An 11,803-nucleotide genomic window follows, 5' to 3' on the forward strand; every position below is an offset into this window, starting at 1 on the left:
TGATGACCCACGAGGCCGCGCGCGAGACGGCCCGCAACAGCTCGTTCTACCGGGCGATGGCGATCCTGCCGCGCGCGCAGCGCGACGCCATGTTCGAAATCTATTCCTTCTGCCGCGCGGTCGACGACATCGCCGACGGCGAGGGGACCCGCGAGGAAAAGACCGCCGCGCTCGACCTTTGGCGCCGCGACATTCGCGCGCTCTACGAGGGCGACCACGCCGGGCTGGCGGAAAACCTGATCAACGCGCTGCGCGACTTCAGCTTCGAGCAGGACGATTTTCTTGCCGTCATCGACGGCATGCAGATGGATGTCGACGAGCACATCGTCGCCCCCGATGCGCAAACGCTCGACCTCTATTGCGACCGCGTCGCCAGCGCCGTGGGGCGGCTGTCGGTGCGCGTGTTCGGCCTGCCGGAGCAGGACGGCATCGACCTCGCCTACCATCTGGGACGCGCGCTGCAGCTCACCAACATTTTGCGCGATGTCGACGAGGACGCCGGCCTCGGCCGGGTCTACCTGCCGCGCGAGCTGCTGTCGAACGCAGGCATCGCAGAGCCGACGCCGGAAACCGTCGCCGCGATCGAAAACCTCGATCCCGTCTGCCGCCCGCTGCTGAAGCAAGCCGAAACCCATTTCGAAAAAGCCGCCGCGATCATGTCCGCGCGCCCCCATGCCGAAATCCGCGCGCCCATGATCATGTATCTCGCCTATCGCGCGATCTGGCGGCGCTTGGACTCGCGCGGGTTCAAGGCGCCGCGCCAAAAAATTGCGACGCCGAAACTGGCCGTGCTCGGCGCCTTCCTGCGCTACGGAATTTTCTGATGCCCCGCGTTCATGTGATCGGCGCCGGCCTCGCCGGCCTCTCGGCGGCGGTGGAGCTGTGCGAGCGTTTTGATGTCACGCTCCATGAAGCGGCCCCGCAGGCCGGCGGCCGCTGCCGCTCTTACTTCGACGCCACGCTCGGCATGACCATCGACAACGGCAACCATTTGCTGCTGTCGGGCAACAGCGCCGCGCTGGACTATGCAAAAAAGACCGGCGGCTTCGACAAGCTCGCCATCGCCGAGGACGCCGAATTCGATTTCTGCGATCTCGCGAACAAGGCGCGCTGGCGTCTGCGCCCCAATGCCGGCAAAATCCCCTGGTGGATTCTCGCGCCCGACCGCCGCCTGCCCGACACCGCCGGCCTCGACTATCTCGCGCTGGCCAAACTGCTGTTCGCCAAGCCGGGCCAGACCCTGCGCCCGTTCCTCGGCGACGGCGACATGGCGCGGCGGCTGTGGGACCCCATCTTCGTCTCCGCGCTGAACACGGCGCCGGAAGAGGCTTCGGCGACGCTCACCGCCGCCATCGTCCGCGAAACTTTTGCCAAAGGCGGCGAGGCCTGCCGACCCGTTGTGGCCGTGGACGGCCTCTCCGCCGCCTTCGTCGATCCCGCGCTGTCCTACCTGCAGGGCAGGGGGGCGCGCATCGTTTTTGGGGCCAAATTGCGCGGGCTCGCTTTTGAAGGCGACCGCGTCGTGGGCCTCGAATTCGGCGAGACCGTCGCGCTCGACCCCGACGACAAGATTGTGCTGGCGGTCACGGCCCCCGTAGCGCAAGAGCTGTTGCCCGGCCTGTCCGCCCCCACCGAATTCCGCTCCATCGTCAACGCGCATTTCGCCTTGCCCGCCCCCAAAGACATGCCGCTGCTTACCGGCGTCATCGGCGGCTGGACCGAATGGGTTTTTGCATTTTCTGATCGCCTTTCCGTCACCATCAGCGCCGCCGAAAAATTTTTGGCGACGCCGCGCGAAGAGCTGGCGGCCCACATCTGGAACGAGGTCCAGGCGGTCGCGGGCATTTCCGCCCCCCTGCCGTTCTGGCAGATCATCAAGGAAAAGCGCGCCACCTTCGCCGCAACGCCCGCGCAGGACGTTTTGCGCCCGGGCCCCGAAACGCGTTGGCGCAATCTGGCGCTGGCCGGCGACTGGACGCAAACAAACCTACCCTCGACCATAGAAGGGGCCATTCGCTCCGGCCTCGCCGCCGCCCGCCTCTTTCAGTAGTCCTCAACTTCAGTAGTCCTCAACTCCAGTAGCCCTCATGGTGAGGAGGCTGCGCAGCAGCCGTCTCGAACCACGAGGGCGGTCCACGGCAACCCACCCGCCTCGCGAAAACCGCCAAAACTCTTTTCCTTTGGGGTCTCATGGCTTAAGACCCCGGCATGTCGATCACCATCACGCAGGCCTTCACCTTCGAAGCCGCCCACCATCTGCCGCATGTTCCCGAAACCCATCGCTGCCGCCGGCTGCATGGACATTCCTATCGCGTCGAACTCACCCTGGCCGGCGAGGTCGATCCGCACACCGGTTTTGTCGTCGACTTCTTCGACGTCGAGGCGGTGTTCGCGCCGGTGCTGGCGCAGCTCGACCATTTTTTGCTCAACGACATCCCCGGCCTGCAAAACCCCACGGCGGAAAACATCGCCCTTTGGATTTTCCGGAAGGTGAGCCCGGGCCTCCCGCAACTCACGGCGGTCAAGGTTTTTGAGACGCCGATGTGCTGGGCGGAATATCGGGCCTGAGCGCGGGGAGCCAAAACCGCGATTTTGCAAAAAGTGAAAACGGCGAAATCCGCCGTTTCGGTCAATATGGCGAAACAATGTTCACGTTTTGTTTTCACGTGAAACATGTTCGAACTCGCGTCTGTAACGCATGCCAATGTATTCAAGGGATAATCCGCGAATAGGCCCGCGCGCGAAAGGCTTCGAACGCCGTTAACCCTCCAGCGCCGCCGCCACAACCCACAACGTGCAGGCGTGAAAAACATGCGTTTTTCATCAAAAATCGCGTGTTTTTTGCACAAATGCGCGGGTTTTGCGCGGTTTTGCGCGCCCGCATTTCAACCAGAAATAGAATTTTCCGAAAAACGCGCGCCGGCGAGCCATCAGGGCGGCGCCAAAAAGGACCACCGCGCCGCTTCCAGCCCCGCGGACACTGGACTGCCGTTCGCCAACCGTCATTGCGAGCGAAGCGAAGCAATCCACCTTGCGATTGCTCCTTGCGCTCCTCGCAAGCACGGTTTCGAGCCAAAGGGTGAAACGCGGACAGCAAAAGGCGCGTTCAGGCGAAACGACCGATCAGCGCCGACAATTCGATCTGGCTGTGGACCGAGCATTTTTGCATCGCCGCCTTGAGGTGGCTTCGCACGGTCCCCTCGCCGACGCCGAGCCGTCGCGCGATATCGGCGGGCGACACGCCCGCGAAAATCTGGGCGGCGATTTCGGCCTCGCGCGGCGTGAGCCCCGTGGCCATGGCGAGGTTTTGGATGGCGATCCGATTGGGCGCCGCCTCCCGCGAAGGATCGATCAGCGCGCAGAGCACGGAAACCGGGCCAAAAACCTCGCTCGCCTCTCCCAGGATCGGCATGGCCAGCAGATAAAACCGTCGTCCGTCGCCGGGCCGGGTCAGCGCAACCGCCCCATGTTGGCGGCTGCCGGGCAAGGCCTGCCGGATCACGGCGTCGAGGCGCTGCTGCTCGGCGGCGCTCGACGCCGCCAGACGGCCGCGGAGCAAGCGCAAGGGGGCGCCGCGCGCGCGGATCGCATCGTGATCTTCGTCAATGGGGCGGCCGAGGAAATCGAGATGGAAGACAAAATCGCCGCGGCTGCGATAGAGAACCGAGTGTTCCCGAGCCTTTTCTTGCAGGAGTTGCTGCGAAAATCTGGAGGCGATGCGCAGCGTCGGCAGGAATGCGTTCAACTGGCTGAGTTCGCCGGACTCGAAAACGCCCTGCCTGGCGCTCCGCCAGAAGGAAATCCGCGGCGCCGACATCGGGGCGCCGCCGCCGATCGCGGCGCTGCCCCGGTGAGGAATGTCGAGGACCGGCAGCATGTAATCGCGAAAGAAAGGGGTGCGGTGCAGCCGTTCGCGGAAACTGGGCGCCGCGTCGGAAACGAAACCTTCCTCCAGCAGGCTGCTCATGATGATGTCGGACGTGTAGGTCGGCGTCCGTCCCGAACGCATGTCGGCGATGGGATCGTCCAGCGCCTGCGTGGCGACGATATGCAGCTGCGTCGGCGACGTGCGCGACAGCGCCGCGACCTTGGCGCCGACGGCGGAACACATTTTCTCCAGCGAGGGACGCCAGCTTTCGCCGAGGGCGACCGCCGAACTCAGCGAGTCCATCGCCTCCGCGAACCCTATCGAATCGAACACCACCTTCTTTTCCTTTTGGAGCGGACGCCACCGCCAACGGAAGGGGATGAGCCGCCCAAAACAGACCCATGAATTTGCACAATTTGCGTCACCCTACAGGGGAACCGCTGGGCTTGGCCTATACCATTTGGGAGAGGCGCTTGCACGAATTCACGTCACGGCCCGAGCCTCACGCGCTCTCCCGAGGCAATGTCCCCGGCGACCGGAGCAAGCCCATCGAGGGACCAGACAAGGGCCAATTTGCCCACGAGGTCGTCGAGATCGGCGGCGCCCAATGCGCTCATGCTTCTGGCGAGGCATTCCGAAACGCGGCGCGGCGAAACCCCGAGCCTGATTGCAATCTGCCCGGTGGGGACGCCTGCGTAGATCAGGTCGAGCGCCTCTCTCTCCAGATCGGAGAGGGACGCGAGTTGATATCTGAGGAAAGCGACGGGCATGAAGCGGCCTCTCCATTGGCGCCCAAGTGGCGCCCAAGATCGCGATCGGGCGGCTCGCCTCGACGGCGACGCAGATGCCGAAGCATCGAACATCGCTTCCCCTTCGTCATCATCCGTTCGATTGACACCCTGATGAATCCACTCAAAATAGCCGAGTTCTCTCTGGGTCTTCGTTGAACAGATGCGTGTTCATTCATTTTTGAAAAGCGCGGCATGGCCCGACGGAACGCGGCGATGCTGAATGATCGGTCTTTGCTCGACCTCGTCGGCGCCATTTACGATTGCTCGATGGAGCCGGCGCGCTGGCCCGAGACGCTGGAGCGGATCGCGACCAGCGTCGGCGGCGTCAGCGCCTCCCTGTCGATCCACGATCCCCTGCGGCGCGAGGCGCGTTTTTCCGCCATCGCGCATGAAACCTCCGAGGCGGAGCACGCCGACTACAACGAAAACTACGTCCCGATCTGTCCCGTTCTCACCAGCGGCTGGTATTGCGAAATCGACGAGGTGGTCTCGGCCATCGCCTATGTCGGCGCCGAAGAATGGGTGAACAGCCGCTATTACCAGGGTTTCTACAAGCCGCGCGGCTGGCACGACGCGCTGGGCCTGCATCTGGCGAAGAGCGCCAGCCGTTACAGCATCCTCTCCGTCGTCGGCCCGCTGGCCAAAGGCGCCTTCGGCGCCGGCGAACAGCAGGCGCTGAGCCTGCTCGGGCCGCATCTGCGTCGCGCCGCCAGCATCGCCGACCTGCTCGACGCCCGCTCGCTGCAGCACGACATGCTGTCGGCGACGCTCGACCTGCTCACGGTCGGAATCGTGTTGACCGACGCCCAGGGCCGCATCGCCTATTTCAACCGTTCCGCGGACTCCCTGTTGCAGGACCGCTCGGGCCTCTGCCGCGCCGGAGATTTTTTGTCCGCCCGCGATCCCGCCGTGGGCGACGCGTTGCGCGCGGCGATCGCCACGGCGTCCGGCGGCGGCGTGCTCGCCATGCCTAGGTCAGGCATCGCCCTGCCGATCCCGCGCGCCAAAGGCCAGGATCTCGCCGCCTGGGTGCTGCCGCTCGACGCCGGCCTGCGCAGCGAGCTCGCGGCGCCCTTCGCCGCCTCGGTCGCCGTGTTCGTGAAGGAGCTGGGCGACACCTCCCCCTTTCCGGGCGAGCTTTTCGTCAAGCGCTACGCCATCACGCCGGCCGAATGCCGCGTGCTGATGCTGCTGGCGCAGGGCATGAGCCCGGCCGAAATCGCCGACGTCCTCGGCCTGTCCCTGCCGACCGTCAAGACCCACCTGGCGCGCCTGTTCGACAAGACCGGCGCCCATGGCCAGGCGGCGTTGATGCGTCTGGCGGTCAGCGCCCTCGCGCCGGGCAGAATGGAGCCGCACGCAAGGCCGCAGATCAAATCCCCGGGATCATAGCCCCCGGACCTCACGCCTTCACAAAAGCAAGCAGGTCGGCGTTGAGCAGGTCGGCGTTGACGGTCAGCATGCCGTGGGACAGGCCGGGATAGGTCTTCAGCGCGCCATTCCTCAATAGTTTGATCGCCTTCAGCGCCGCATCGGCGATCGGCACGACCTGGTCGTCCTCGCCGTGCAGCACCAGTGTCGGAACCGAGATCGCCTTGAGGTCGTCGGTCTGGTCGGTTTCCGAAAAGGCCTTGACGCCCTCGTAATGGGCTTTGGCGGAGCCCATCATGCCCTGGCGCCACCAGTTGCGGATCACGCCCTCCAAAACTTTCGCGCCCGGGCGATTGAAGCCGTAGAACGGGCCCGAGGGCACGTCGAGGAAGAACTGAGCGCGATTTTGCGCGACCGCCGTGCGAAACCCGTCGAACACCTCCAGAGGCAATCCTTCGGGATTGGCGTCGGTTTTCAGCATCAGCGGCGGCACGGCGCTGACCAGCACGGCCTTGGCGACGCGTCCGCTGGGCTCGCCGAATTTCGCCACATAGCGCGCGACCTCGCCGCCGCCGGTCGAATGGCCGATGTGGATGGCGTTGCGCAGGTCGAGATGCTCGGCGACAGCGGCGGCGTCGGCGGCATAATGATCCATGTCGTGCCCGTCCGAGACCTGAGCCGACCGGCCGTGGCCGCGCCGGTCATGCGCCACGACGCGGAAGCCGTGCTGAACGAAGAACAGCATCTGCGCGTCCCAGTCATCGGAGGAGAGCGGCCAGCCATGGTGGAAAACCACCGGTCGCGCCTCCTTCGGCCCCCAATCCTTGTAAAAGATCTGCACGCCGTCGGCGGTGGTGACGTAGGACATGAGAGCTCCATGACTTCGTGAACGATGACGTCGCCTCGCCTCCGCGCCGCGCGCGCAGCGCAAAGCAAGGGGCCGCAAATCGGCGCTTAACGTAACGTCAGTGGACCGCTCCAGGTTCAGATTTTTTTCCGCGAGATCAGAGCGGCGCGCGTCGGGAACCATACGGCTTCGTCGAAGGTTTGGGCTCGAGGCGCCCGTCCGCGCCGCCCGTCGCATTGTCATGCAGGAATTGTCTCATGAAGCGCTTCTCCCCCGCCGCTTTTGGCCTGCTTGTTGGCGTCTACGCCTTCGGCGCCCTCGCTCAGCCCGCGCCATCCGGCCCCAGCCAGGCCGAACTCGACCTTTCCGCCGCAGCCACCGACAGCTGGTTGATGACCAACAAGAGCTATGACGGCTGGCGTCATGTGCGGCTCAACCAGATCACGCCCGCCAATGTCGCCACTCTCAAGCCGGCCTGCGTCTACGACAGCGGCCTGGTCGCGCAGGCGCAGTCGACGCCGCTGCTTTACAAGGGCCGCATCTATTTCACCGCCGCGCAAACGACCGTGGCCATCGACGCCAGGACCTGCGCCGAGCTCTGGCGCAGCGAATGGAAACTGAAGGGAAAGGCGCTGTCGACGGTCAATCGCGGCGTGGCGATCAAGGACGGCCGTCTCATCCGCGGCACGGCGGACGGTTATTTGATCGCGCTGTCGATGGACGACGGCAAACTGCTGTGGGAGCGCCAGATCACCAGTTTCGAAGAGAGCCATTATCTCAGCATGCCCCCGATGATCGTCGACGACATGATCATCTACGGGACCGCCGGCGCCGATTGGGGCGGACAGGGCTGGATCGGCGCCTTCAGCCTGAAGGATGGCGCGGAGATCTGGCGTTACGGGGTTCTGCCCGCGCCCGACGCGCCGGGGGCGAAGAGCTGGGGGTCGGCGCAGGCCGTCGCCCATGGCGGCGGCAGCTTTTGGACGCCCGTTTCGGTTGATCGGCAAAAAGGCGTTCTGTTCGTTCCCATCGGCAATCCCGCGCCCGATTTCTTCGGCGAGTCCCGTCCCGGCGACAATGAGGGAACCAACACCGCCGCCGCCATCGATCTCAAGACCGGCAAGCTCCTCTGGGCGCGTCAGTTCGTCCCGCACGACACCCACGACTGGGACCTCTCGCAAACCAGTCCGCTGGTGAGCGCGTCGATCGACGGCAAGGCGCGCCATCTGGTGATCGTGAGCGGCAAGGACGGCCGGTTGCGCGGCGTCGACCGCGAAAGCTCCGAGATTCTCTACGATCTCGTGATCTCGAAACAGGAAAACGCGGACAAGCCGGCCGCGGCGACGCCGATCCATATCTGCCCGGGCCTGCTCGGCGGTCAGGAATGGAGCAGCAGCGCCTATGACCCCGATCGCGGACTGGTGTTCTCGCCCATGGTCGATTGGTGCGGTTCGGTCTCGCATGAAGCCAGCGCGCCCGCGCATCAGGTCGGCGTTCACTTTTACGGCGGCGGCATCGTGCAGGACCCGATCGGGGAGGCGCGCGGCGTGTTGGCGGCCGTCGATGTCGCTTCGGGCGCGTTGCGCTGGAAGTTCGAGGCGCCCGCGCCCATGCTCGCCAATGTGACCACCACGGAGGCGGGACTCGTCTTCGCCGGCGATCTCAAGGGAAACCTGTTCGCGCTGGACCAGGACACCGGCAAGGCGCTGCTGCGCTATTCATTGCCGGCGTCCGCCGGAGGCGGGCTGTTCACCTATGCGCTCGACGGCAAGCAATTCGTCGCGGCGCTGTCAGGCTCGGTCTCGGCGTTCTTCGGCGGCGGCAAGGAAACGACCAAGCTGACACTGTTCGCCTTGCCGTGACGCGCTGCGCAAGGGCGGCTCGGCGGGCCCCCTCAATGCAGCTTCACATGCGGCTCGGTGCGCCGGGTGATGATGCGCGCAATCGAGTCGAGCGTCGCCTTGGCCGCGCCATGCAGCGCCAGTTCGTGCATTTTGTAGAGCGAAACATACATCAGCCGCGCGAACAAACCCTCGACCATCAGGCTGCCGCCGATCAGCCCGCCCATCATATTGCCGACCGTGCTGTATTTGCCGAGCGAGACCAGCGAGCCGAAATCGCGGTACTGGTAATCCTGCAGCGGCTCGCCGGCGAGACGGCGCCCGAACTGGGCGAACAGATGCGAGGCCTGCTGCTGCGCCGCCTGCGCCCGCGGCGGCACCCTGGCGTCGCGCCCGATCCACGGACAGGAGGCGCAATCGCCGATGGCGAAAATGGCCTCGTCCCGTGTCGTCTGCAGCGTCGGCCGGACGACAAGCTGGTTGATGCGGTTGGTCTCGAGCCCGTCAATGTCCTGCAAGAATTCCGGCGCCTTTACGCCGGCGGCCCAAACGACGATTTCGGCGGGAATGGTTCGCCCGTCCGCCAACTCAACCCCATCGCGCATCACTTGGGCGACTCTTGCGCGCGTAAAAGTCTGGACGCCCAGCTCGCGCAACAAATGTTCGGTCGCGGCCGACAGCCGCGGGGGCAGGGAGGGCAGCACGCGCTCGGCGGCCTCCACCACGGTGATCTTGATGTCTTTGCCAGGGTCCACGCGGTCGAGGCCATAGGCGACGACTTCGCGCGTCGTGCGATGCAGCTCCGCTGCGAGCTCGACGCCCGTCGCGCCCGCGCCGATGATGACCACTTTCAGTTGCTCCGGCCGCAGCGGCGTCTGCTGCACATGGGCGCGGATGCAGGCGTTGAGCAGCACTTCATGAAAGCGCTTGGCGTCGGCCAGGCTTTCCAGCTTCATAGCGAAATCCTTGACCCCGGGCGTGCCGAAATCATTGCTCTGGCTGCCGATCGAGACGACCAGCGTGTCATAGCCGATCACCCGTTCCGGGGTGACCTGCCGCCCCTCCGAGTCCACGAAAGGCGCGACATGCACCTCGCGCCGCGCGCGGTCGAGGCCGATCATGGTGCCGATGCGATAGCGGTATCCGTGCCAGTGCGAATGGGCGAGGTAATTCACCTCATGGTCCGACATGTCCATGCTGCCCGCGGCGATTTCGTGCAGTTTCGCCTTCCACACATGGGTGCGGGTGCTCTCGATCAGCGAAATATCCAGGACGCCCTTGCGCCCATATTTGTCGCCGAGCCGCGTCGCCAGTTCGAGGCCGCCGGCCCCGCCGCCGACGATGACCACACGATGGCCGGATTCCAGATGCGTGCGTGCAAGGGGCATATCGCGCTCCGATGGCTCGGGCGGGGCCAAAACCCTCCCGTGAGCCGCAATGAGATTTTGGGCGGCTGGCCGTGACGACCGGCGGGCGACCTCGTTCGCCAATAAGCCAGTCCTCCCTTGCGTGGAGGTGGCGGGTTCGCCCAATCCACGACGATAAAAGCATATAATGCGAAAAACAGTTGAAGATCAGAGGGAAGCAGCGTCGCATCAAAGCGCCGTCGCTTGTTGCGTTCAGGTCCGCCGCACGGCTTGACGTGCGACAATGCGCTTATGAAAATTTAAGTTATACAAGGGCTGTTGATGGAAAATGCTGTTGTTGCTTGCCGCGCCTTTGTCGGCGGCGCCTTTGCCGAAATTCGCCAAAAAACTTTTGAGGAGGCTGTTATGACGACACAAACTGAGACGGGAGACTTTTCCTTCGCGCTCGGCGGCCTGGCCGGCAACAATGCGCAGGGCGCGGGTTTTTTGGCGGCGGCCCTCGACGCGAAAATGACGCCGCGCCTGTTGTCCTGCACGTCGGGCCAGATTTTTTGGACCTATCTTTATCTCACCGCCCTCAAACAGGGGCGTGATGGCGACGAGCTCGAACAGAAGATCGATGACTATCTCGCCCAGACCGAGCCGTTCTCGTCGCGCGACGCGAATCTCTGGCGCATGGCGCTGATCGGCAAGCCCGGCATGATGCGGCTGGTCACGCCGCCCGAATGGGCGTTGAACATGTGGAAGAACGGCGCCGCGGCGGCGCGCAAAATGCTGTTGGCGGGGCCAAAAGGCTTCGCCCTTGAGACTGTCTCGGAGATCTGGCCGGATCAGGTGGCGATCTGTCAGTTTTCGGAGACGTTTTTTCAAGACATCGCCGACGCCTTCAACGGCGCGGAGATCGCCATCGCCTTCAACGCCTACAATCCCAAGCAAGGCCGCGAGATCGTGCACATGAACGAACGCGCCTTCAAACTGCACAAAAAAAGCCCGGGGCAAGACTACGACCCCTTCCGGTCGCGCACCTCCTACGCCGAGATCACCAAAGACAGCGTGCGCGACGGGCTGTGGATCTATCAATACGGCTTCGCCGGCCGCGAGGCCTTTGACGGCTGCTATTTCCGGCAGACCATGCTGAGCGAAGCGGCGCTGACGCCGACCATTTTCGTCTCCCGGCCGATCAACCACAAATGGATCGGCAAGCTTCCGGAGACCTATATCGACTGCGAGGATTTGAAGACGGAGGTCTTCATGAACGGCGCCTATCAGGGCGAGCGCGACAAGATCGAACTGATCAACAAGCTGATCGAACAAAACCTGCTGAAAAACTCGAAATATAAACCGATCTTTCTGGAGGAGGTCGAAATCGAGGTCCAGCGCGGCTATTTCGACTATGTCTTCGAAGACAAGTCGGTTTTCGTCAAGGCGCGCGCCGAGGCGGCCAAAAAATTCCGCGATTATAAAGCTCGAGAGGGAGCCCCGCAGGCGAGCGCCGCCGGGTGAGCGAACAGGCTGCGGAAAAAAGTCTCTTAGAACAATAAAGTAGCCCTCACCCTGAGAGTCTGTGACTTTTTCGATTGCTGACGCTCATGACAGCTGATTCATTGGCTTGTGAGGCCGGGAGCAGTTGTCATGAGCGAACTTTTTGATGACCTTGCCAATGTCGATCCGACCAAGCCCGCCGCGAAAGGCCGCGTGCGGCTGCGGGAGCCTTCGCG

The 11,803-nt window shown here is 64.1% G+C and carries 10 protein-coding genes; 6 read left to right on the plus strand and 4 right to left on the minus strand.

Annotation, left to right across the window (positions count from 1 at the left end; genetic code table 11):
- Positions 1-2 precede the first annotated feature (2 nt).
- The 3 genes from hpnD (at position 3) to queD (ending at position 2,568) form a co-directional block, all read left to right on the plus strand.
- Positions 3-824 (plus strand): presqualene diphosphate synthase HpnD, encoded by an 822-nt coding sequence (gene hpnD, locus M2320_RS06220; RefSeq protein WP_425540654.1) that lies wholly within the window; start codon positions 3-5, stop codon positions 822-824.
- Positions 821-2,050, plus strand: coding sequence for a hydroxysqualene dehydroxylase HpnE (gene hpnE / locus M2320_RS06225; RefSeq protein ID WP_264596539.1), 1,230 nt, complete (start codon positions 821-823; stop codon positions 2,048-2,050). Before hpnD ends, hpnE begins: the two co-directional genes overlap by 4 nt.
- A 164-nt stretch (positions 2,051-2,214) precedes the next feature.
- Positions 2,215-2,568, plus strand: a complete 354-nt coding sequence (gene queD / locus M2320_RS06230; RefSeq protein WP_184428576.1) for a 6-carboxytetrahydropterin synthase QueD — start codon at positions 2,215-2,217, stop codon at positions 2,566-2,568.
- 538 nt (positions 2,569-3,106) lie between these two features.
- Here queD and M2320_RS06235 read toward each other — a convergent pair.
- Positions 3,107-4,201 (minus strand): helix-turn-helix transcriptional regulator, encoded by a 1,095-nt coding sequence (locus M2320_RS06235; RefSeq protein ID WP_264596528.1) that lies wholly within the window; start codon positions 4,199-4,201, stop codon positions 3,107-3,109.
- Positions 4,202-4,356: 155 nt separating this feature from the next.
- Complete coding sequence (locus M2320_RS06240) at positions 4,357-4,638, minus strand: LuxR C-terminal-related transcriptional regulator (RefSeq protein WP_264596529.1); 282 nt, start codon at positions 4,636-4,638, stop codon at positions 4,357-4,359.
- A 213-nt stretch (positions 4,639-4,851) separates the two neighbouring features.
- On the opposite strand from M2320_RS06240, the gene M2320_RS06245 reads away from it, so the two are divergent.
- Positions 4,852-6,051 (plus strand): LuxR C-terminal-related transcriptional regulator, encoded by a 1,200-nt coding sequence (locus M2320_RS06245; protein WP_264596530.1) that lies wholly within the window; start codon positions 4,852-4,854, stop codon positions 6,049-6,051.
- Between the two features lie 10 nt (positions 6,052-6,061).
- Here the strand turns inward: M2320_RS06245 and M2320_RS06250 are convergent, their stop codons facing one another.
- Positions 6,062-6,898, minus strand: coding sequence for an alpha/beta fold hydrolase (locus tag M2320_RS06250; RefSeq protein ID WP_264596531.1), 837 nt, complete (start codon positions 6,896-6,898; stop codon positions 6,062-6,064).
- Between the two features lie 236 nt (positions 6,899-7,134).
- Between M2320_RS06250 and M2320_RS06255 the strand changes: the two genes are divergently transcribed.
- Positions 7,135-8,739, plus strand: a complete 1,605-nt coding sequence (locus M2320_RS06255; protein ID WP_264596532.1) for a pyrroloquinoline quinone-dependent dehydrogenase — start codon at positions 7,135-7,137, stop codon at positions 8,737-8,739.
- Between the two features lie 32 nt (positions 8,740-8,771).
- Here the strand turns inward: M2320_RS06255 and M2320_RS06260 are convergent, their stop codons facing one another.
- Positions 8,772-10,106 carry an NAD(P)/FAD-dependent oxidoreductase gene (locus M2320_RS06260; protein WP_264596533.1) on the minus strand — a complete coding sequence of 445 codons (1,335 nt, stop codon included), beginning with the start codon at positions 10,104-10,106 and terminating at the stop codon, positions 8,772-8,774.
- Positions 10,107-10,490: 384 nt separating this feature from the next.
- Here M2320_RS06260 and M2320_RS06265 point away from each other — a divergent pair, with 384 nt between their 5' ends.
- Positions 10,491-11,588, plus strand: a complete 1,098-nt coding sequence (locus M2320_RS06265) for a hypothetical protein (protein WP_264596534.1) — start codon at positions 10,491-10,493, stop codon at positions 11,586-11,588.
- Positions 11,589-11,803: the final 215 nt, after the last annotated feature.

This window comes from Rhodoblastus acidophilus (assembly GCF_025961575.1).
Lineage (GTDB): Bacteria > Pseudomonadota > Alphaproteobacteria > Rhizobiales > Beijerinckiaceae > Rhodoblastus > Rhodoblastus acidophilus_C.

What these genes read in the sequence shown, in the direction of transcription:
- M2320_RS06255 (WP_264596532.1), top strand. Translation starts at nt 7,135, where the DNA reads ATGAAGCGCTTCTCCCCCGCCGCTTTTGGCCTGCTTGTTGGCGTCTAC.
- M2320_RS06250 (WP_264596531.1), bottom strand. Translation starts at nt 6,898, where the DNA reads ATGTCCTACGTCACCACCGCCGACGGCGTGCAGATCTTTTACAAGGAT.
- M2320_RS06240 (WP_264596529.1), bottom strand. Translation starts at nt 4,638, where the DNA reads ATGCCCGTCGCTTTCCTCAGATATCAACTCGCGTCCCTCTCCGATCTG.
- M2320_RS06245 (WP_264596530.1), top strand. Translation starts at nt 4,852, where the DNA reads ATGGCCCGACGGAACGCGGCGATGCTGAATGATCGGTCTTTGCTCGAC.
- M2320_RS06265 (WP_264596534.1), top strand. Translation starts at nt 10,491, where the DNA reads ATGACGACACAAACTGAGACGGGAGACTTTTCCTTCGCGCTCGGCGGC.
- M2320_RS06260 (WP_264596533.1), bottom strand. Translation starts at nt 10,106, where the DNA reads ATGCCCCTTGCACGCACGCATCTGGAATCCGGCCATCGTGTGGTCATC.
- hpnD (WP_425540654.1), top strand. Translation starts at nt 3, where the DNA reads ATGACCCACGAGGCCGCGCGCGAGACGGCCCGCAACAGCTCGTTCTAC.